The 21097-nt window shown below is 67.0% G+C and carries 19 protein-coding genes; 17 read left to right on the forward strand and 2 right to left on the reverse strand.

Annotation, left to right across the window (positions count from 1 at the left end; all coding sequences use genetic code 11):
* The first annotated feature begins 23 nt into the window (after positions 1–23).
* From rpmJ to katG, 7 genes are all read left to right on the forward strand, one after another.
* On the forward strand, positions 24–140 hold the full coding sequence (gene rpmJ, locus DMO17_RS15295) for a 50S ribosomal protein L36 (protein ID WP_043217073.1): 117 nt from the start codon (positions 24–26) through the stop codon (positions 138–140).
* 133 nt (positions 141–273) lie between these two features.
* A complete protein-coding gene (rpsM, locus tag DMO17_RS15300; protein ID WP_021702691.1) occupies positions 274–630 on the forward strand; it encodes a 30S ribosomal protein S13 in 357 nt (118 codons plus the stop codon).
* Between the two features lie 30 nt (positions 631–660).
* A complete protein-coding gene (gene rpsK / locus DMO17_RS15305) occupies positions 661–1050 on the forward strand; it encodes a 30S ribosomal protein S11 (RefSeq protein ID WP_021702690.1) in 390 nt (129 codons plus the stop codon).
* Between the two features lie 16 nt (positions 1051–1066).
* Entirely contained in the window at positions 1067–1687 is a 621-nt protein-coding gene (rpsD, locus tag DMO17_RS15310; RefSeq protein ID WP_110683349.1) for a 30S ribosomal protein S4, read from the forward strand.
* 22 nt (positions 1688–1709) lie between these two features.
* The gene (locus DMO17_RS15315; protein WP_110683350.1) at positions 1710–2711 is read left to right on the forward strand and encodes a DNA-directed RNA polymerase subunit alpha; all 1002 of its coding nucleotides are present in this window, start codon (positions 1710–1712) and stop codon (positions 2709–2711) included.
* Between the two features lie 43 nt (positions 2712–2754).
* A complete protein-coding gene (gene rplQ / locus DMO17_RS15320) occupies positions 2755–3144 on the forward strand; it encodes a 50S ribosomal protein L17 (RefSeq protein ID WP_110683351.1) in 390 nt (129 codons plus the stop codon).
* 209 nt (positions 3145–3353) lie between these two features.
* Positions 3354–5504, forward strand: a complete 2151-nt coding sequence (gene katG, locus DMO17_RS15325) for a catalase/peroxidase HPI (RefSeq protein WP_110683352.1) — start codon at positions 3354–3356, stop codon at positions 5502–5504.
* Between the two features lie 58 nt (positions 5505–5562).
* Here katG and uvrA read toward each other — a convergent pair whose 3' ends face one another.
* Positions 5563–8397, reverse strand: coding sequence for an excinuclease ABC subunit UvrA (gene uvrA, locus DMO17_RS15330; RefSeq protein ID WP_110683353.1), 2835 nt, complete (start codon positions 8395–8397; stop codon positions 5563–5565).
* A 133-nt stretch (positions 8398–8530) separates the two neighbouring features.
* On the opposite strand from uvrA, the gene DMO17_RS15335 reads away from it, so the two are divergent.
* The 7 genes from DMO17_RS15335 (at position 8531) to DMO17_RS15365 (ending at position 16223) form a co-directional block, all read left to right on the forward strand.
* A complete protein-coding gene (locus DMO17_RS15335; RefSeq protein ID WP_220034082.1) occupies positions 8531–9925 on the forward strand; it encodes an MFS transporter in 1395 nt (464 codons plus the stop codon).
* A gap of 9 nt (positions 9926–9934) precedes the next feature.
* On the forward strand, positions 9935–10429 hold the full coding sequence (locus DMO17_RS15340) for a single-stranded DNA-binding protein (RefSeq protein ID WP_021703063.1): 495 nt from the start codon (positions 9935–9937) through the stop codon (positions 10427–10429).
* 112 nt (positions 10430–10541) lie between these two features.
* Positions 10542–10904, forward strand: a complete 363-nt coding sequence (locus DMO17_RS15345) for a hypothetical protein (protein WP_110683354.1) — start codon at positions 10542–10544, stop codon at positions 10902–10904.
* Positions 10905–10963: 59 nt separating this feature from the next.
* Positions 10964–13069 (forward strand): TonB-dependent copper receptor, encoded by a 2106-nt coding sequence (locus tag DMO17_RS15350; RefSeq protein ID WP_110683355.1) that lies wholly within the window; start codon positions 10964–10966, stop codon positions 13067–13069.
* A 117-nt stretch (positions 13070–13186) separates the two neighbouring features.
* On the forward strand, positions 13187–13570 hold the full coding sequence (locus DMO17_RS15355; RefSeq protein ID WP_110683356.1) for a c-type cytochrome: 384 nt from the start codon (positions 13187–13189) through the stop codon (positions 13568–13570).
* 115 nt (positions 13571–13685) lie between these two features.
* Entirely contained in the window at positions 13686–14966 is a 1281-nt protein-coding gene (locus tag DMO17_RS15360; protein WP_258371564.1) for a D-arabinono-1,4-lactone oxidase, read from the forward strand.
* Between the two features lie 75 nt (positions 14967–15041).
* Positions 15042–16223, forward strand: a complete 1182-nt coding sequence (locus tag DMO17_RS15365) for a DSD1 family PLP-dependent enzyme (protein WP_110683553.1) — start codon at positions 15042–15044, stop codon at positions 16221–16223.
* Positions 16224–16251: 28 nt separating this feature from the next.
* Here DMO17_RS15365 and DMO17_RS15370 read toward each other — a convergent pair whose 3' ends face one another.
* Positions 16252–17289 carry an AraC family transcriptional regulator gene (locus DMO17_RS15370; protein ID WP_110683358.1) on the reverse strand — a complete coding sequence of 346 codons (1038 nt, stop codon included), beginning with the start codon at positions 17287–17289 and terminating at the stop codon, positions 16252–16254.
* A gap of 233 nt (positions 17290–17522) precedes the next feature.
* On the opposite strand from DMO17_RS15370, the gene DMO17_RS20230 reads away from it, so the two are divergent.
* The 3 genes from DMO17_RS20230 (at position 17523) to DMO17_RS15385 (ending at position 21097) form a co-directional block, all read left to right on the forward strand.
* Positions 17523–19160: a methyl-accepting chemotaxis protein gene (locus tag DMO17_RS20230; protein ID WP_110683359.1), complete on the forward strand. Its 1638-nt coding sequence runs from the start codon at positions 17523–17525 to the stop codon at positions 19158–19160.
* 115 nt (positions 19161–19275) lie between these two features.
* Positions 19276–20160 (forward strand): sugar nucleotide-binding protein, encoded by an 885-nt coding sequence (locus DMO17_RS15380; protein ID WP_110683360.1) that lies wholly within the window; start codon positions 19276–19278, stop codon positions 20158–20160.
* A gap of 7 nt (positions 20161–20167) precedes the next feature.
* Positions 20168–21097 (forward strand): NAD-dependent epimerase/dehydratase family protein, encoded by a 930-nt coding sequence (locus tag DMO17_RS15385; protein ID WP_110683361.1) that lies wholly within the window; start codon positions 20168–20170, stop codon positions 21095–21097.

The following is a 21097-nucleotide window of genomic DNA, read 5'->3' on the forward strand; positions in this document are numbered from 1 at the left end:
CCGTAAGGTTCTAGGAGTTACTGATGAAAGTTCGTGCATCGGTCAAGAAGCTGTGCCGCAACTGCAAGGTCATCCGTCGCGACGGCGTCGTGCGCGTGATCTGCAGCGCGGAGCCGCGTCACAAACAGCGCCAAGGCTGAGTGTGATCCACGCGTAATGAGCCCGGCAGCTAGTGCGCTGCCGGGTTGATTCTTTGTTATTACAGCGCTAATATCGCGCGCCCTATTTCTTGGCTTCCAGGGCGTGGGTAGCTGTCAATTGGAGTTCCACTGAATGGCCCGTATTGCAGGCGTCAACATTCCGGATAACAAGCACACTGTTATCTCGCTGACCTACATCTACGGTGTTGGTCGCACCACTGCGCAGAAGATCTGCGCAACCACCGGTGTCAATCCGGCGGCAAAGATCAAGGATCTCTCTGACGAGCAGATCGAGCAGCTGCGTGGCGAAGTCGCCAAGCTCACCACCGAAGGTGACCTGCGCCGCGAAATCAACATGAAGATCAAGCGTCTGATGGACCTGGGCTGCTACCGCGGTCTGCGTCACCGCCGTGGCCTGCCGGTCCGCGGTCAGCGCACCAAGACCAACGCGCGCACCCGCAAGGGCCCGCGTAAGCCGATCCGCAAGTAATTGCGCCCGCGAATCGACAGGAAATAAGTCATGGCTAAGCCTGCTGCTCGTACTCGTAAGAAAGTCAAAAAGACAGTGGTGGATGGCATCGCCCATATCCACGCGTCTTTCAATAACACCATCGTGACCATCACCGACCGTCAGGGCAATGCTCTGTCCTGGGCGACCTCCGGTGGTTCCGGTTTCCGCGGCTCCCGTAAGAGCACCCCGTTCGCTGCCCAGGTGGCTGCCGAGCGTGCCGGTCAGGCAGCTCTGGAATACGGCCTGAAGAACCTCGACGTGAACGTCAAGGGCCCGGGCCCGGGTCGCGAATCCGCTGTGCGTGCTCTGAACGCCTGCGGCTACAAAATCGCCAGCATCACCGACGTGACGCCGATCCCGCACAACGGGTGCCGTCCGCCGAAGAAGCGTCGCGTGTAATAGGAGACAGTGAAGAATGGCTCGTTACATTGGTCCCAAGTGCAAACTGTCTCGTCGTGAAGGCACCGATCTCTTCCTGAAGAGTGGTGCGCGCGCGCTCGAATCCAAGTGCAACATCGAATCGGCTCCTGGCCAGCACGGCGCTCGCCGCGGCCGTCAGTCCGACTACGGTACCCAGCTGCGTGAGAAGCAGAAAGTCCGTCGTATCTACGGCGTGCTGGAGCGTCAGTTCAGCGGTTACTACAAGGAAGCTGCCCGTCGCAAGGGTGCTACCGGCGAGAACCTGCTGCAGCTGCTGGAATGCCGTCTGGACAACGTGGTTTACCGCATGGGCTTTGGTGCCACCCGCGCCGAATCCCGCCAGCTGGTATCGCACAAAGCCATCACCGTGAACGGTTCGACCGTGAACGTCCCGTCCTACCAGGTCAAGGCTGGTGATGTGGTTGCGGTTCGCGAAAAGGCCAAGAACCAGCTGCGCGTTGCCCAGGCTCTCGAGCTGTGCGCCCAGCGTGGTCGCGTTGAGTGGGTCGAAGTGGATGCTGAGAAGAAGTCCGGCGTGTTCAAAAGCGTCCCGGCTCGCAGCGATCTGTCCTCCGACATCAACGAAAGCCTGATTGTCGAGCTCTACTCCAAGTAAGGGCTAGAAAATAGGTGCATCCATGCAGATTTCGGTAAATGAGTTCCTGACCCCCCGTCATATCGACGTTCAGGCGGTCAGTCCGACCCGCGCCAAGATCACCCTCGAGCCCCTCGAGCGTGGTTTTGGCCATACCCTGGGCAACGCGCTGCGTCGCATCCTGTTGTCCTCCATGCCTGGCTGTGCAGTAGTCGAGGCCGAGATCGACGGCGTACTCCATGAGTACTCCGCCATCGAAGGTGTGCAGGAAGATGTCATCGAGATCCTGCTCAACCTGAAAGGTCTGGCCATCAAGCTGCACGGTCGTGACGAAGTCACCCTGACTCTGGCCAAGAAGGGCTCGGGTGTGGTCACCGCTGCCGATATTCAGCTGGATCACGATGTCGAGATCGTCAATGGCGATCACGTGATCGCCAATCTGGCGGACAACGGCGCTCTGAACATGAAGCTCACCGTGCGTCGTGGCCGTGGCTACGAGCCGGCCGATGCCCGTCAGAGCGACGAGGACGAGAGCCGCAGCATCGGTCGTCTGCAGCTGGACGCTTCGTTCAGCCCGGTTCGCCGTGTGGCCTACGTGGTTGAGAACGCCCGCGTCGAGCAGCGTACCAACCTGGACAAGCTGGTCATTGACCTGGAAACCAACGGCACCCTGGATCCTGAAGAGGCCATCCGTCGTGCCGCGACCATCCTCCAGCACCAGCTGGCGGCTTTCGTCGACCTTAAGGGCGACAGCGAGCCGGTGGTGGTCGAGCAGGAAGACGAGATCGATCCGATCCTGCTGCGTCCGGTAGACGACCTCGAACTGACCGTGCGTTCGGCCAACTGCCTGAAGGCGGAGAACATCTACTACATCGGCGACCTGATCCAGCGTACCGAAGTAGAGCTGCTCAAGACTCCGAACCTGGGCAAGAAGTCCCTGACCGAGATCAAGGACGTCCTGGCCTCCCGTGGTCTGTCCCTCGGCATGCGCCTCGACAACTGGCCGCCGGCAAGTCTGAAGAAGGACGATAAGGCGACTGCCTGATCGTCCGTAATCACCGAACCGAAAGTTTGGTAAGGAATTAATCATGCGTCATCGTAAAAGTGGCCGTCACCTCAGCCGCACCAGCGCTCACCGCAAGGCCATGTTCCAGAACATGGCGGTGTCGCTGTTCGAACACGAACTGATCAAAACCACCCTGCCGAAAGCCAAGGAACTGCGTCGCGTTGCCGAGCCGCTGATCACCCTGGCCAAGGTAGACAGCGTTGCCAACCGTCGCCTGGCCTTCGACCGTACCCGTTCGAAAGCCATCGTCGGCAAGCTGTTCAACGACCTGGGCAAGCGCTACGCCACCCGCCAGGGCGGCTACCTGCGCATCCTCAAGTGCGGTTTCCGCGCTGGCGACAACGCACCCATGGCGTACGTCGAGCTGGTTGACCGCAAGGTTGCTGGCGAGGCCGTAGAAGCCGCCGAATAAGCGACTTCTGCTTCACGAAGAACCGGGCCTAGGCCCGGTTTTTTGTTTTCAGGGCTTCGAGCTTGCCCGTGCTTGTACTTTATCAAGAGAGAAAAGCTATCAGGTCGTTACTCTCCATAAATTGGTTCTTCGGATAAGGCGGGTCTACTCTTGATCCATCGTCGGCCGCAGTCGATGGGACCGACCCGGTGAGAAGAAAGGAGAGAGCGATGTCGAACCAAGGTAAATGTCCGTTCCACCATGTCGCCGGTGGCGGCACGACCAACAGGGACTGGTGGCCGAACCAGCTGCGCGTGGATCTGCTCAACCAGCACTCGGAAAAGTCCAACCCGCTCGGCGAGAAGTTCAACTACGCCGAAGAGTTCAAGAAGCTCGATTACAAGGCGCTCAAGGCGGATCTGGTCAGACTGATGACCGACTCGCAGGACTGGTGGCCCGCCGACTTCGGCCACTACGGCCCGCAGTTCATCCGCATGGCCTGGCACGCTGCCGGCACCTATCGCACCACCGACGGCCGCGGCGGCGGCGGTCGCGGCCAGCAGCGCTTCGCTCCGCTGAACTCCTGGCCGGACAACGTCAACATCGACAAGTCGCGGCGTCTACTGTGGCCGATAAAGCAGAAATACGGCCAGCAGATTTCCTGGGCCGACCTGCTGATCCTCGCCGGCAACGTTGCGCTGGAGTCCATGGGCTTCCGTACCTTCGGCTTCGCTGGCGGCCGCGAGGATGTCTGGGAACCGGATCAGGACGTCAACTGGGGCGCCGAGATGCAGTGGCTGGGCGTCGACCCGGAGCGGATCAAGGATAACCGCGAGCTGAACGGCCCGTTCGGCGCCACCCACATGGGCCTGATCTACGTGAATCCGGAAGGGCCCAACGCCAGTGGTGACTACCTGGAGGCGGCCAAGGACATCCGCGCCACCTTCTACCGCATGGCCATGAACGACGAGGAAATCGTCGCGCTGATCGCCGGTGGCCACACCTTCGGCAAGGCCCATGGCGCCGCGCCGGAGTCGCACAAGGGGCCGGAGCCGGAAGCCGCGCCGATCGAGGCCCAGGGCCTGGGCTGGATGAGCAACTTCGGCAGTGGCCACGGCAAGGACACCATCTCCAGCGGCATCGAGGTCACCTGGACCAAGACCCCGGCGCTGTGGAGCAACAACTTCTTCGAGAACCTGTTCAAGTACGAGTGGGAGCTTACCAAGTCGCCGGCTGGAGCCAAGCAATGGGTGGCCAAGGATGCCCCGGAGATCATTCCGGACGCGCACATTCCGGGCAAATTCCACAAGCCGACCATGCTCACCACCGACCTGACCCTGCGCTTCGATCCGGAGTTCGGCAAGATATCCAAGCGCTTCCTCGATGATCCGCAGGCCTTCGCCGAGGCCTTCGCCCGCGCCTGGTTCAAGCTGACCCACCGCGACATGGGGCCGAAGGCCCGCTACCTCGGCCCGGAAGTGCCGAAGGAAGACCTGATCTGGCAGGACCCGCTGCCGGCCGCCACGCACAACCCGAGCGCGGCCGATATCGCCGACCTCAAGGCCAGGATCGCCGCCTCCGGCTTGTCGGTGGGCGACCTGGTGTCGGTGGCTTGGGCCTCGGCCTCCAGCTTCCGTGGCAGCGACAAGCGCGGTGGCGCCAATGGTGCGCGCCTGGCGCTGTCGCCGCAGAAGGACTGGGCCGTCAACCAGCGGGCGATCAAGGCCCTGCCCAAACTGGTGGAGATCCAGAAGGCCTCGGGCAAGGCTTCGCTGGCCGACGTGCTGGTTCTGGCCGGTAACGTGGGCGTGGAGCAGGCCGCCAAGGCTGCCGGTGTCAGCGTGGATGTGCCGTTCGCGCCAGGGCGGGTCGATGCCCGTCAGGACCAGACCGACGTCGAGTCCTTCGCCGTGCTGGAGCCGGTTGCCGATGGCTTCCGCAACTACAACAAGGGCAATCTGGGCGTGCCGACCGAGGCCATGCTGATCGACAAGGCGCAGCTGCTGACCCTGACCGCGCCCGAACTGACCGCGCTGGTCGGCGGCCTGCGGGTGCTTGGTGCCAACCACGACGGCAGCAGCCATGGCGTATTCACCGACAAGGTCGGTGTGCTGTCCAACGACTTCTTCGTCAACCTGCTGGACATGGGGCTGGAGTGGAAGGCGACCGGCGCCGATGCCGAGCTGTTCGAGGGCAAGTGCCGCAAGACCGGCAAGGTGCAGTACACCGGCACACGCAACGACCTGATCTTCGGCTCCAACTCGGTGCTGCGCGCCTACGCCGAGGTCTACGCCAGCGCCGACGGCAAGCAGAAGCTGGTCAAGGACTTCGTCGCCGCCTGGACCAAGGTGATGAACCTGGATCGCTTCGACCTGGCCTGATTCACCTGCGCCCAGAAAAAAGCCCCGCATCTGCGGGGCTTTTTCATGCTGGCGACGGTCAGGCGCGATCGCGTTCCAGCAGGGGCTTGAGGAAGTGCCCGGTATGCGACGCCGGGTTGGCGGCGACCTCCTCCGGGGTGCCGGTCGCGATGATCATGCCGCCCTTGGAGCCGCCCTCGGGGCCGAGGTCGACGATCCAGTCGGCGGTCTTGATCACGTCCAGGTTGTGCTCGATCACCACCACCGTGTTGCCGTGGTCGCGCAGGCGGTGCAGCACGTCGAGCAGCTGCTGGATGTCGGCGAAGTGCAGGCCGGTGGTCGGCTCGTCGAGGATATACAGGGTCTTGCCGGTGTCGCGCTTGGACAGCTCGCGACTCAGCTTGACCCGCTGCGCCTCGCCGCCGGACAGGGTGGTCGCGCTCTGCCCCAGCTTGATATAGGACAGGCCGACGTCGACCAGGGTCTGCAGCTTGCGCGCCAGCGCCGGCACGGCATCGAAGAAGTCGCGGGCTTCCTCGATGGTCATGTCGAGCACCTCGGTGATGCTCTTGCCCTTGTACTTCACCTCCAGGGTTTCGCGGTTGTAGCGCTTGCCCTTGCACACGTCGCACGGCACGTAGATGTCCGGCAGGAAGTGCATCTCCACCTTGATCACGCCGTCGCCCTGGCAGGCCTCGCAGCGGCCGCCCTTGACGTTGAAGCTGAAGCGGCCCGGGCCGTAGCCGCGCGAGCGGGCCTCCGGCACGCCGGCGAATAGTTCGCGGATCGGGGTGAACAGGCCGGTGTAGGTGGCCGGGTTCGAGCGTGGCGTGCGGCCGATCGGGCTCTGGTCGATGTCGACCACCTTGTCCAGGTGCTGCAGGCCGTCGAACGAGTCGTGCGGCGCGGTCTCCAGGGTGGTGGCGCCGTTCAGCGCGGTGGCGGTGATGGGGAACAGGGTGTTGTTGATCAGCGTCGACTTGCCCGAGCCGGATACGCCGGTGACGCAGGTGAGCAGGCCGACCGGGATCTCCAGGTCGACGTTGCGCAGATTGTTGCCGCGCGCGCCCTTGAGCTTGAGCAGCTTCTTCTTGTCGCGCGGGGTGCGGGTGGCCGGGTAGCGGATCTTTTCGCGGCCGGAGAGGTACTTGCCGGTCAGCGAGTCGGGGTGGTTCATCACCTGCTCCGGGGTGCCCTCGGCGACCACGCGGCCGCCGTGCACGCCGGCGCCGGGGCCGATGTCGACCACGTAATCTGCCAGGCGGATGGCGTCCTCGTCGTGCTCGACCACGATTACCGTGTTGCCCAGGTTGCGCAGGTGGGTGAGGGTGCCGAGCAGGCGCTCGTTGTCGCGCTGGTGCAGGCCGATGCTGGGTTCGTCGAGGATATACATGACTCCGACGAGTCCCGCGCCTATCTGGCTGGCCAGGCGGATACGCTGGGCCTCGCCGCCGGACAGGGTGTCGGCGCTGCGGTCCAGGGTCAGGTAGTCGAGGCCGACGTTGACCAGGAACTGCAGGCGTTCGCGGATTTCCTTGAGGATCTTCTCGGCGATCTCGCCGCGGCGCCCGGTCAGGCTCATGCCGCCGAAGTAGTCGCAGGCCTCGCCGACCGGCAGGCCGGTAACGGCCGGCAGGGTACGGTCGCCCACCCACACGTGGCGCGCCTCGCGGCGCAGGCGGGTGCCGCGGCAGTCCGGGCAGGGCTGGGTGCTGAGGAACTTGGCCAGCTCCTCGCGCACGGTGGCCGACTCGGTCTCGCGGTAACGGCGTTCCAGGTTGGGGATGATGCCCTCGAAGGGGTGCGAGCGCTTGACGATGTCGCCACGGTCGTTGAGGTACTTGAAGTCGACGTTCTGCGTGCCGCTGCCGAACAGGATGACCTTCTGGTGCTCGGCGGCCAGGTCGTCGAACGGCTCCTCCAGGCTGAAGCCATAGTGCGCGGCCAGCGAGCCGAGCATCTGGAAGTAGTAGACGTTGCGCCGGTCCCAGCCGCGGATGGCACCTTCGGCCAGGGTCAGCTCGCCGTTGACCAGGCGCTTGGCGTCGAAGAACTGCTTCACCCCCAGGCCGTCGCAGGTCGGGCAGGCGCCGGCCGGGTTGTTGAAGGAGAACAGCTTGGGCTCCAGCTCGCTGATCGAGTGGCCGCAGTGCGGACAGGCGAAACGCGCGGAGAAGATGATTTCCTCACCTTCCTCATCGTCCATCGGCGCGACCAGGGCGATGCCGTCGGCCAGGTTGATGGCGGTCTCGAAGGACTCGGCCAGGCGCTGCTGCAGGTCCTCGCGCACCTTGAAGCGGTCCACCACCACGTCGATGCTGTGCTTCTTCTGCTTGTCCAGCTTGGGCAGCTCGTCCAGCTCGTAGAGCTTGCCGTTGACCCGGGCGCGGACGAAGCCCTGGGCGCGCAGCTCGTCGAACACCGCCAGGTGCTCGCCCTTGCGCTCGCGGATCACCGGGGCCAGCAGCATCAACTTGCGGCCCTCGGGCAGGGCCAGCACCTGGTCGACCATCTGGCTGACGGTCTGCGCCTCCAGCGGCACGTCGTGGTCCGGGCAGCGCGGGATGCCGACGCGGGCGTAGAGCAGGCGCAGGTAGTCGTAGATCTCGGTGATGGTGCCGACCGTCGAGCGCGGGTTGTGCGAAGTCGACTTCTGCTCGATGGAGATGGCCGGGGAGAGGCCCTCGATGGTGTCGACGTCGGGCTTCTCCATCATCGACAGGAACTGCCGGGCGTAGGCCGACAGCGACTCGACGTAGCGGCGCTGGCCTTCGGCGTAGAGGGTGTCGAAGGCCAGCGACGACTTGCCGGAACCGGACAGGCCGGTGATCACGATCAGCTTGTCGCGCGGCAGGGTCAGGTCGACGTTTTTCAGGTTATGGGTGCGCGCACCCCGGATCAGAATCTTGTCCACGAACGGCCTCGCAGGTGGGCGGGCGGAAACCACGCAGTATACGGCCGCGGGCTGGCACGCGGCAAAGCGCCGCGCCTGTATCGGCGCGGGGATGGCTGCTAGAATCGCCGGCCAATTTGTTCAGGGTTTTTCCATGCACGATCCGCACAGCGAACGCATGAGCGCCAGCGAGACGCGCGCCGCGAGCGGCCTGGCCCTGGTGTTCGCCTTCCGCATGCTGGGCATGTTCATGGTCCTGCCGGTGCTGGCCACCTACGGCATGGACTATGCCGGCGCCACGCCGGCACTGATCGGTCTGGCCATCGGCGCCTACGGCCTGACCCAGGCGCTGCTGCAGATTCCCTTCGGTGTGCTCTCCGACCGTATCGGCCGCCTGCCGGTGATCTACGTCGGCCTGCTGATCTTCGCCGCCGGCGCCGCCCTGGCGGCCAGCGCCGACTCCATCTGGGGGGTGATCGCCGGGCGCGTGCTGCAGGGCGCCGGCGCCATCTCGGCGGCGGTGATGGCGCTGCTCTCGGACCTGACCCGCGAACAGCACCGCACCAAGGCCATGGCCATGATCGGCATGAGCATCGGCCTGTCGTTCGCCGTGGCCATGGTGGTCGGCCCGCTGCTGACCCGCGCCTTCGGCCTTTCCGGGCTGTTCTGGGCCACCGCCGGCATGGCCCTGCTGGGCATGCTGATCATCGCCGCCTTCGTCCCGCGCGCCTCCCGCACGCTGCAGCACCGCGAGTCCGGTGTCGCCCGTCAGGCGCTGCGACCGACCCTGCGCAACCCCGAGCTGCTGCGCCTGAACCTGGGCATCGGCGTGCTGCACGCGATCCTCATGGCCAGCTTCGTGGTGCTGCCGCTGGCGCTGGTGGAGCAGGGCGGGCTGGCCAGGGAGGAGCACTGGTGGGTCTACCTCAGCGCCCTGCTGATCGGCTTCTTCGGCATGGTGCCGTTCATCATCTACGCCGAGAAGAAGCGCCAGATGAAGCGCGTGCTTTCCGGTGCGGTGCTGGTGCTGGTGCTCTGCGAGCTGTACTTCTGGGCCTTCGGCCACAGCCTCTCGACGCTGGTGCTGGGCTTCATCCTGTTCTTCACCGCCTTCAACCTGCTGGAGGCTTCGTTGCCTTCGCTGGTGAGCAAGGTGGCGCCGGCCGGCGGCAAGGGCACGGCCATGGGCGTGTACTCCACCAGCCAGTTCCTCGGCGCCGCGCTGGGCGGCATCCTCGGCGGCTGGCTGTACCAGCATGGCGGCCTCGGCCTGGTATTCGTCGGCTGTGCGGCGCTGGGGGTTTTCTGGCTGCTGGCAGCTGCTACTATGCGCGAGCCGCCTTATGTGACCAGTCTGCGCCGCCCGCTTGCCGAGACGGCGCTGGCCGACAGCGGACTGGTGGGGCGACTCCTCGCGATACCCGGCGTCAGCGACGCCATCGTGGTGGCCGAGGAGGCCGCGTTGTACATCAAAGTGGACACCCAACAATTGGACCGCGCGTTGCTCGAGCAGGTGCTCGAAGAGGCCGCGGAGACGCATTCAGCTTAGGAGAACGAAATGGCCCGTGGGGTTAACAAAGTCATTCTGATCGGCAACGTCGGCGGCGACCCGGAAACCCGTTACCTGCCCAATGGCAATGCGGTGACCAACATCACCCTGGCCACTACCGATAGCTGGAAGGACAAGCAGACCGGCCAGCAGCAGGACCGCACCGAATGGCACCGCGTGGTGTTCTTCGGCAAGCTCGCCGAGATCGCCGGCGAATACCTGCGCAAGGGCAGCCAGTGCTACGTCGAAGGCCGTCTGCAGACCCGCGAGTGGGAGAAGGACGGCGTCAAGCGCTACACCACCGAGATCGTGGTCGACATGAACGGCACCCTGCAGCTGCTCGGCGGCCGCGGTGGCAACCAGGAAGGCGGTGGCGACTACGCCCCGCGCCAGCAGCAGTCGCGCCCGGCCCCGCAGCAGGCCGCACCGCGCCCGGCGCCGCAACCGGCGGCCCAGCAGCCGGCCCAGGACTTCGACAGCTTCGACGACGATATTCCGTTCTAAGCCTGGCCGAAGGTCCACGAGAAGCCCGCCCCGTGCGGGCTTTTTGTTGTCTGCGGGGTGCGACGCCGTGTCCGGCGCGCCGCCCGGGTCGGGGCGCTAGAATGCCCGGCCCATGAACCCGCTCAGCCGCAATTTCCGCGATTGGCTCTACGCCTTTGCCCTGGTGGGCATGCTCCTGCGCGTGAGCATGCCGCTGTGGGCATTGCCGCAGATGAGCGATGCGGCCTTCATGCTGATGTGCACCTCGCACGGTCTGCAGTGGCAGATCGGTGGCGAGGAAGACGCCGGCCTGGCCGCCCAGCAGCTGCCCTGCGTGCAGTGCGGCGCACAGCTGGCCAGCCTGCAGTCGTTTCCCTTCACCCCACCGCCGCCTCCGGTCGCCGCCCCCGAGCGGCCGCGTTTCGCCGAGGCGCTGAGCCTCAGCCCGCCGTTCCTGGTGGCGCCGCCCGGCAGGGCACCCCCCGCCATTTCCTGATCCAGCCATTAAGCGCCCTCCGTGCGAGGGCATAGCGCTGTCTTTTTTCAGGAAACACCATGAACGCATCCGTATTCGTGCCGGCACGTGGCTGCCGTCTGCCTTTCATCCTCTCTACCCTGGCGATGGCCATCGCTGCACCGGTCCTCGCTGCCGATTCCGCCGATGTCGAGTTGGCACCTGGCGTGGTCACTGCCGTGCAGCAGAGCTCGCCGCTGACCGTGAGCGCCAATCCCAAGGACGCCCGCCAGCCGGTGCCGGCCAGTGACGCCACCGACTACCTGAAGACCATCCCCGGCTTTTCCGCCATCCGCAGTGGCGGCAGCAATGGCGACCCGGTGCTGCGCGGCATGTTCGGTTCACGCATCAACCTGCGCAGCAACGGCGGCCTGATGCTGGGCGCCTGCCCGGGACGCATGGACGCCCCGAGCTCCTATATCTCGCCCGAGACCTACGACCAGCTCACCGTGATCAAGGGGCCGCAGACCGTGCTCTGGGGGCCGGGTGCCTCGGCCGGTACCGTGCTGTTCGAGCGCCAGCCGGAGCGTTTCGGCGAGCTCGGCACGCGTCTGCATGCCAGCCTGCTCACCGGCTCCAACGGCCGCTTCGACAAGGTGCTGGATGCTGCCGCGGGGGGCGAGCAGGGCTATCTGCGTTTCGCCGGCAACCAGGCGCAGTCCGATGATTACGAGGATGGCGACGGCGATACCGTGCCGTCGCGCTGGAAGAAGTGGAACGGCGACCTGGCCATCGGCTGGACGCCGGACGCCGACACGCTGCTCGAACTCAGCGCCGGCAAGGGCGATGGCGAGGCACGCTACGCCGGGCGCGGCATGGACGGTGCGCAGTTCGCCCGCGAGAGCCTCGGCCTGCGTTTCGACAAGGGCAACCTGGGCGGCGTGCTGGAGAAGGTCGAGGCGCAGGTCTACTACAACCATGCCGACCACATCATGGACAACTTCAGCCTGCGCGATCCCGACCCGAGCAGCATGATGCCCATGCCGATGGCCTCGCAGGTCGACCGCCGCACCACCGGCGCACGCGTGGCGGCCACCTTCGCCTGGAGCGAGGTCGAGCTGGTCGCCGGGCTGGATGCGCTGCGCAGCGAACACCGCGCCCGCGCCTCGCGCTACCGCATGCCGATGATGGGCCAGCCGGCGCAGTACAGCGATGCCGACCAGTTCCCCTGGACCAAGGACTCGGTGATGCACAACTACGGCGCCTTCGCCGAGCTGACCTGGCAGGCCGCCGAGCGCAGCCGGGTGATTGGCGGCGCGCGCCTGGACCGTGCCGACGCCACGGACTACCGGCAAACCGTCACCCACATGAGCATGGTGCAGGCCAACCCGACCGCCGGCGAGCAGCGCAGCGACACCCTGCCCAGCGGCTTTGCCCGCTACGAGTATGACCTGGCCGACTCGCCGACCACCCTCTACGCCGGTATCGGTCATGTGCAGCGCTTCCCCGACTACTGGGAGCTGTTCTCGCCCAAGCGCGCTCCCGAGGGCGAGGTCAACGCCTTCGCCGGGATCGAGCCGGAGAAGACCACTCAGCTCGACTTCGGCGTGCAGTACGCCGGAGAGGACCTGCAGGCCTGGGCATCCGGCTATGTCGGCCAGGTGCGCGACTACATTCTGTTCAGCTACAGCCGCAACATGATGGGCAGCCTGGTCTCCCAGGCCGACAACATCGATGCGCGCATCATGGGCGGCGAGCTGGGTGTCGCCTATGACCTCACCGACACCTGGAAGACCGACGCCACCCTGGCCTACGCCTGGGGCAAGAACAGTTCCGATGGCGAGGCGCTGCCGCAGATGCCGCCGCTGGAAGCGCGCCTGGGGCTGACCTACGAGCGTGAGTCCTGGAGTGCCGGCGCCCTGTGGCGCGTGGTGGCCCAGCAGAACCGCGTGGACGAGGGCAAGGGCAACGTGGTCGGCCGTGACCTCGGCAAGAGCGCCGGCTTCGGCGTGTTCTCGCTCAATGGCGCCTACCGCGTCAGCGAGCAGGTCAAGCTCAGCGCCGGCGTCGACAACCTGTTCGACAAGGACTATGCCGAAAACCTCAACCTGGCCGGCAACGCCGGTTTCGGCTACCCGGCAGCCCCCGTGGCCATCGACGAGCCGGGGCGCACCCTGTGGACCAAGGTGGAGCTGAGCTTCGACTGAACGGCGCCACGCCTTGGCCGCGAACAGGCGCTTGGCTGGCCGTTTGGGCCCTCATCTGTCGCTGGGTGCTGCTCTAGTGTGATGGCATCGTAACGACAGCGAGCGTGGGAGAGGGCTATGCGGGCAGGGTGGGGCAGGGGCTGGCGCGGTCGGGCCGCGGTGCTGGGGCTGTGTGTGGGGCTGGCAGGCTGCGGCGAGGAGGCCGGCACGCCGTCGCCGGTCGTAGCGGCGCAGGCCATGCCGGCGGATGCGGCACTGGCGCAACTGTATGGCGCCAGTTGCCGGCAGTGCCATGCCAACCCGGCCGCCGGCGCACCGCTCAGCGGCGATGTCGCGGCCTGGGCGCCGCGCCTGGACAAGGGCATGGACACCCTGCTGGAGCACAGCATCAACGGCTTCCAGGGCATGCCGCCGATGGGCATGTGCATGCAGTGCTCGGAGCAGGAATTCCGCGCGCTGATCGCCTTCATGGCGGGCGCCTCCGCGGCGCAGGAGCGCTGACATGGGCCTGCCGTTCTCGCGTCGCCAACTGCTGCAGCGTGCCAGCCTGCTGGGCGCCCTCCTGGCGTTGCCGGGGCGCGGCCTGTGGGCCGAGCCGGCCGGCGCGGCGCGGCCAATGCCCTGGCGCAACTGGTCGGGGGCGCAGAGCTGCCTGCCGCTGGAGCGCCTGGCCCCCAGGGACCTCGACGAGCTGGTGCAGGCCATCCGCCGGGCGCCGGGCAAGATCCGCCCGGTGGGCTCCGGGCATTCCTTCAGCGCGCTGGTGCCCACCGATGGCACCCTGCTGTCGCTGAGCCACTTCGCCGGTCTGCTCGAGCACGACGCCCGGACCCTGCAGGCCGAGTTCGGCGGCGGTACGCCGATGTCGCAGATGGGCGCGCCGCTGCAGGCGGTCGGCCAGGCGCTGGTCAACATGGCCGACATCGATTACCAGGCCCTGGCCGGGGCCATCGCCACCTCGACCCACGGCACCGGCATCGAGTTTGGCTCCTACTCCACCCAGGTCTGCGGCCTGCAACTGGTCAGCGCCAGCGGCGAGGTGTTCGACTGCAGTCGCGAGCAACGTCCCGAGCTGTTCGACGCCGCCCGCGTGTCGCTCGGCGCGCTGGGCGTGGTGACCCGCGTGCGCCTGCAGAACCGCACTGCCTATCGCCTGCGCGAGCGCCAGTGGATCGCCAGGACCGAGGAACTGCTGGAGGACGTCGACAACCTCAAGCGCGACAACCAGCACTGGGAGATGCTGGTGGTCACCCATTCCGACTACGCCCTGGCGGTGGCGCTGAACGAGACCGAGGACCCGGCGACGCCGCCGCTGGCGCCGGACGAGGAGGGCGGCAACGGCTTCATCGGCCTGATCGAGGGGCTGGACAAGCACCTCAGCGACTTCCCCGAGCTGCGCCGCAGCCTGCTCAACAACCTGCGCCACCTGGCCAGTTTCGAGGACCGCGTGGGCGCCTCCCACGAGGTCTTCGCCAACGTGCGCAACGTGCGCTTCAACGAGATGGAGTACTCGGTGCCGGCCGAGCATGGCCCGGCCTGCCTGCGCGAGATCCTCAAGCGCATCGACGACGGCAACCTGCGCACCTGGTTCCCCATCGAGTACCGCTACATCAAGGCCGACGACATTCCCCTGAGCATGTTCGAGGGCCGCGACAGCTGCGCGATCTCGGTGCACCAGCACTATGCGATGGACCATCACAACTTCTTCGCCGCCATCGAGCCGATCTTCTGGAAGTACCAGGGCCGGCCGCACTGGGGCAAGCTGCACAGCCTGGGCGCGCGCCAGCTGCAGGCGCTATACCCGCGCTGGCAGGAATTCACCGAGGTGCGCCAGGCGCTGGACCCCCAGGGGCGCTTCGTCAACGCACACCTGGCCGGCCTGTTCGGCCTCGCCTGAGGGATGAGCATGAAACGACGTGCATTGTTGCTGGGCGGGCTGGGGGCCGCCGGCGGGCTGCTGGCGGCCGCCTGGCTGCGCCCGGGAGATCGCGGGCAGCCGCACGACGCCTACTTCCAGGCGCTCAACCGCGAGCTGCAGGCCAACGGGCCGATGCGCCCGGTGCTGCTGATCGACCTCGACCGGCTCGACCACAACATCGAGGTGGTGCGCCAGTTCCTCGCCCGCAGCGGCAAGCAGCTGCGCCTGGTGGAGAAGTCGCTGCCGTCCCCCGAGCTGCTGCGCTACCTTGGCGAGCGCCTCGGCACGCAGCGCCTGATGTCCTTCCACCAGCCCTTCCTCAACCACGATGCGCGGCTGTTTCCCGAGGCCGACATCCTGCTCGGCAAGCCCCTGCCGGTGCGCTCCGCGCAGCTGTTCTACCAGCAGCACCGCGGCCCCTTCGACCCGGCGCGCCTGCAGCAGTACCTGGCGCTGGCCCGGGGGCTGGGCACGCGGCTGCGCATCAACATCGAGCTGGATGTCGGCCTGCATCGCGGCGGGGTGGGCGAGGCGCAGGCGCTGGCGCCGCTGCTGCAGCTGATCGCGGACCATCCGCAGCACCTGCAGTTCGCCGGCTTCATGGGCTACGACCCCTTCGTCGGGATGAACCTGCCGGCGCTGCTCGGCACCCCGGACGAGCTGCTGGCCAAGGTCATGGCGCGCTACCAGGGCTGCGTGGACTTCACCCGCCAGCGCTTCCCCGCGCTGTGGCGCGAGGGCCTGACCCTGAACACCGCCGGCAGCCCCAGCTACCGTGCCCACGAGCAGGAGACCCTGAGCAGCGAGGTGGCGATCGGCACCGGCCTGCTCAAGCCCAGCCACTACGACCTACCGTCGCTGGCCGAGCATGTGCCGGCGGTATACATCGCCACGCCGGTGCTGAAGAGCACCGGGGCGCTGCGCCTGCCGGCGCTGGACGAGAAGTCGCGGCTGCTGGCCTGGTGGGACGTCAACCGGCGCGAGACCTTCTTCATCTATGGCGGCAACTGGCAGGCCGACTTCGCCTCGCCGGCCGGGCTGCAGCTGAGCGGCCTGTACGGGCGCAGTTCGAACCAGGAGCTGCTCAACGCCTCGCCGGCGGCGGGGCTGCGGGTGGACGACCAGGTGTTCCTGCGGCCGACCCAGAGCGAGTCGGTGCTGTTGCAGTTCGGCGACCTGCTGGCCGTGCGCGGCGGTCGGATCGTCGAGCGCTGGCCGGTCTACCAGGAAGGCTGAAGCCCGTGCCGGCCAAGGCGAGCCGGTGCTAGGGCTCCTGGGCGATGCGCTGCTTCGCCGTGCGCGGCGTGACCCCGGTCCAGCGCTTGAAGGCGCGGCGGAAGTTGCGCACGTCGCTGAAGCCGGTGGCGCAGGCCACGTCGATCAGGCGGTTGTCGCGCTGGCCGAGCAGCTGCAGGGCGCGGGTGCGGCGCAGCTCGTCGACGATGCCGGAGTAGCTCAGGCCGGCCTCGCCGATGCGCCGGCGCAGGGTGCGCTCGCTCAGGTTCAGCTGGCGCGCCAGCTGGCCCAGCGCCGGCGGTTCACCGAGGTTCTTGCGCACCTCGCGCTCGATGGTCTCGACCAGGTCGCTCAGGCCCTGGTCGTGGCGGATGGTCTCGTCCAGCAGCAGGCAGGCCTCGGCCACCACGTAGTCGTCGCGGGTCGGTAGCAGCAGCTCCAGCCAGGCGAGCGGGAACTGCATCAGGTTGTGCTCGCCGGAAAAGCGCAGCGGGCAGCGGAACAGCTCGGCATAGCGCTGCGCGTGCGCCGGCCTGGGGTACTGCACCTCGATGCGGCTGGCGACCAGGTCCTGCCCGGCGAGGAAGCGCACGATGGCCAGGCTGCTGGAGAAGGCCTCCTCCAGGTAGAACACCGCCACTTCCGGGTCGAAGAAGCGCGGCGTGGCATGCACCAGTACCTGGTCGCCGGCGATCTCCATGCGGTAGTCGAGCAGGCTGCCGATGTGCCACTGGTAGCGCAGCGCCAGCTGCAGGGCCATGCCCAGGTCCGCACAGGCCAGCATGGCCAGGCCGACCAGGCCCCAGGACACCGGGGTCTGCCGGCTGCCGACGGTCAGGCCCAGGCCGCCGTCGTCCAGCAGCTGCTGGGCGCGCCGCACCAGCTGGTAGCTCTGGCGGAAGGACAGGCGATAGTCCGGCCGCTTCAGGTCGTCCGGGGCGAAGCCCAGCCCGCGGCACAGCAGCGCCGGGTCATGCCCGCAGGCGCGTGCGTGCTGCAGCAGGAAGCGGGAAATCTGCGGCGGTGCCGAGGCCTCCGAATAGCGCGGATCGACTATGGGTTTCACCCTGCATTCCCCCCCTGCGGTAGTCGACGGGCAGTGTGCCGCAAATGCCTGGCGGGCGATGTGATAGCGCGAGCGATGAGAGGCAATGCCAGGCGAGGGTAGAAGACTGCGGGCGCGACAGGCTTATACAAAATCTATTCCTTGTATAGGAAAAATCAAAAACATGTACACCGCAATGATGACGCTATGACATCAAATTGACGTCGTTTTTCCATCTGCCCCCGGAGTTCATCATGCGCACGCCCATGAGCATTGCCCTGCGTCTCAGCCTGGGCTTCGGCCTGATCCTGTCCCTCATGCTGCTGATCAGCCTGATCGGCGTTCAGCGAGTCGGCTTTATTGATGCCACGCTGACCGACGTCAGTGAGGATGCCGCGCTGAAGCAGCGCTATGCCATCAACTTCCGCGGTAGCGTGCATGACCGCGCCATCGCCATTCGCGATGCGGTGCTGGTGGATGACGAGCAGGCATTGCAGGCCCATCTGCGCGACATCGAGCGCCTGGCCGGCTTCTATGCCGAGTCCGCTGCCCCGATGAGTGCGCTGGTGGCCGATACGGGCGCCTCTGCCCAGGAGCGGCGCCTGCTGGAGCAGATCAACGAGATCGAGCGAAGCACCCTGGCCCTGACTGGCCAGCTGATCGTCGAACGCCAGGGCGGTGAGCGCGAGCGTGCCGTGCGCCTGCTGCTGGATGAGGTCTCCCCCGCCTACAGCGAATGGCTCAGGCGCATCAATGCCTTCATCGACTTCCAGGAGGCGATCGTCAACCAGAAGGTCGGCGCCGTGCGTGAGGCCGCCACCGGCTTCAAGTGGCTGATCCTGCTGGCGACGCTGATCAGTGCCGTGCTCAGTGTGGTCATCTCGCTGGTGATCATCCGCCAGCTGAAGTCCACCCTGGGTGCCGAGCCCTATCAGGTGGCCGAGGCGATCCGCAACCTGGCGGCGGGGCAGCTGCAGCAGAAGCTGGACACCCGCTACCCGGACAGCGTGATGGGGGCCCTGCATGGCAGCCTGGGCAACCTGGCGCAAACCATAGTGCAGGTGCGCAGCGCCTCCGAGCAGCTGGCGGCGGCTGCCGCGCAGCTGCAGCAGACCGCCGACAGCAACCAGGAGCAGATTCGCCTGCAGTCCGACGAGGCGCAGCAGATGGCCGCCGCCGTCAACCAGATGGCGGCCACCGTCAGCGAGGTCGCGAACTATGCCGGCACTGCCGCCGCGGCCACGCGCAATGCCGACAGCGAGGCCGACCAGGGGGACCGCCTGGTCAAGGACAGCGCCGGCGGCATCCAGCACCTGGCGCAAACCCTGGAGAACGCGGCCGTCACGGTGCAGCAGGTATCCCACGACAGCGCCGACATCGAAACCATCATCGAGGTGATCAATTCCATCGCCGAGCAGACCAATCTGCTGGCGCTCAATGCGGCCATCGAGGCGGCCCGCGCCGGCGAGCATGGCCGTGGTTTCGCCGTGGTGGCCGACGAGGTGCGTTCCCTAGCGAGCCGTACCCAGGAATCGACCCGCGAGATTCGCGAGATGATCGGCAAGCTGCAGGATGGCGCCGGCAAGGCCGCCGCGGTGATGCATGCCAGTCGGGATCTGGCCCGGCAGACGGTGGAGCAGACCAGCCAGGCCGAGAACGCGCTGGCCAGGATTCGCCAGGAGGTCAGCGCGATCAACAGCATGAACGCGCAGATCGCCAGCGCCTCGGAGCAGCAGAGCCAGGCGGCCGAGGAGGTGAGCCAGAATATCAGCCGTATCCACCTGGCGACTCGGCAAACGGCGGTCGGTTCGGAGCAGGTGGCGGCGGCCAGCCGGGAGCTGGCGGGGCTGGCCACCCAGCTGAGCAGCCGCGTGAGCTTCTTCCAGGCGTGACGGGGCCGTGATCGGTCCGCGCTAGTGACGCGCCACCGCGAAACCCGCAGAATGCCGTTTTCGCCCCGTCGCCAGGCGGGGGCTTCTTCGGGTCTGTCGGGTCTTGTGCTAAATCATGCGAATGCGGCTGTTGTTGCTGGGAGGGGGTAATGCCCTGGGTCAGGCGCTGGTGCGCCAGGGTGCCGAGGAGGACATCGGCTTCCTCGCCCCGCGCCCGCCGGAAGGTGGCTGGGATGTCGCCAGCCTCACCCAGCTGCTCGACGAGACCCGCCCGGACGCGCTGATCAATCTGGCCTATTACCACGACTGGTTCCAGGCCGAGGGCTGCGATGCGGCGCGTTTCGCCCAGCAGGAGCGCGCCGTGGAGCGCCTCGCCGAGCTGTGCCAGCACCACAACATCCTGCTCCTGCAGCCCTCCAGCTACCGGGTGTTCGATGGCGCGCGCGCCACCGCCTACAGCGAGAAGGACGAGCCGGTGCCGCTGGGCCAGCGCGGCCAGGCCCTGCTGCGCATCGAGCAGAGCGTGCGCGCCACCTGCCCGCGGCATGTGCTGCTGCGCTTCGGCTGGTTGCTGGACGACAGCGCCGATGGCCTGCTCGGCCGTTTCCTGAAGCGTGCCGCGGAGGACCAGGAACTGCTGATGGCCGACGACCGCCGTGGCAACCCGACCCTGGTGGACGACGCCGCGCGGGTCATCCTCGCCGTGCTCAAGCAGCTGGACTGCCAGAGCCCGCTCTGGGGCATCTATCACTACGGCGCCCACGAGGCCACCACGCCGCTGGCCCTGGGCCAGGCGCTGCTCGGCGAGGCGCGCACGCGCCACCCGCTGCGGGTCCAGGAGATCACCCCCCAGGCCCATGCCGCGCGCCCCGATGCGGCCGAGGAGCCGCAGCACGCGGTGCTGGCCTGCAAGAAGATCCTGCACACCTTCGGCATCAAGCCCAGGGCCTGGCGCGCCGGCCTGCCGGCGCTGCTGGACCGTTACTACCGTCACGCCTGAGGCCCGTATGTCCGACTCCCTGATCCTCATCACCGGCGGCGCCGGCTTCATCGGCTCGCACCTGTGCGATGCCCTGCTGGCCGCCGGCCACCGGGTGCGCGTGCTGGACAACCTGTCCACCGGCAAGCGCAGCAACCTGCCGCTGCACGATGCCCGCGTCGAACTGATCGAGGGCGACGTCGCCGACGCCGCACTGGTGCGCCGCGCCGTGGCCGGCTGCGCGGCGGTGGCGCACCTGGCGGCGGTGGCCTCGGTGCAGGCCTCGGTGGACGACCCGGTGGCCACCCACCAGAGCAACTTCATCGGCACCCTGAATGTCTGTGAAGCCATGCGCGAGGCCGGCGTGCGCCGCGTGCTGTTCGCCTCCAGCGCCGCCATCTACGGCAACAACGGCGAAGGCGTTGCGGTCACCGAGGACACCGCCAAGGCACCGCTCACGCCCTACGCCGCGGACAAGCTGGCCAGCGAGCACTACCTGGATTTCTACCGCCGCCAGCATGGCCTGGAGCCGGCGATCTTCCGCTTCTTCAACATCTTCGGCCCGCGCCAGGACCCGTCCTCGCCCTATTCCGGGGTGATCAGCATCTTCACCGAGCGGGCCCTGAAGGGCGCGCCGATCACGGTGTTCGGCGACGGCGAGCAGACCCGCGACTTCTTCTACGTGGCCGACCTGGTGCCGCTGCTGGTGCAGGGCCTGACCCGCGCCGAGGTGGTGGGCGAGGCGGTGAACGTCGGCCATGCCCAGTCGATCAGCCTCAACCAGCTGCTGGCGGCCATCGGTGAGGTGCTCGGCCAGCTGCCGCCGGTGCGCCATGCCGAAGCCCGCCCCGGCGACATCCGCCATTCGCGGGCGGACAACCGCCTGCTGCGCCAGCGCTACCAGCTGGCGCCGGCCACCCCGCTGCGCGACGGCCTGGCCCGCCTGCTCGGCCGCTGA

It is taken from the genome of Aquipseudomonas alcaligenes (genome assembly GCF_003205495.1).
Classification (GTDB): Bacteria; Pseudomonadota; Gammaproteobacteria; order Pseudomonadales; family Pseudomonadaceae; genus Aquipseudomonas; species Aquipseudomonas alcaligenes_B.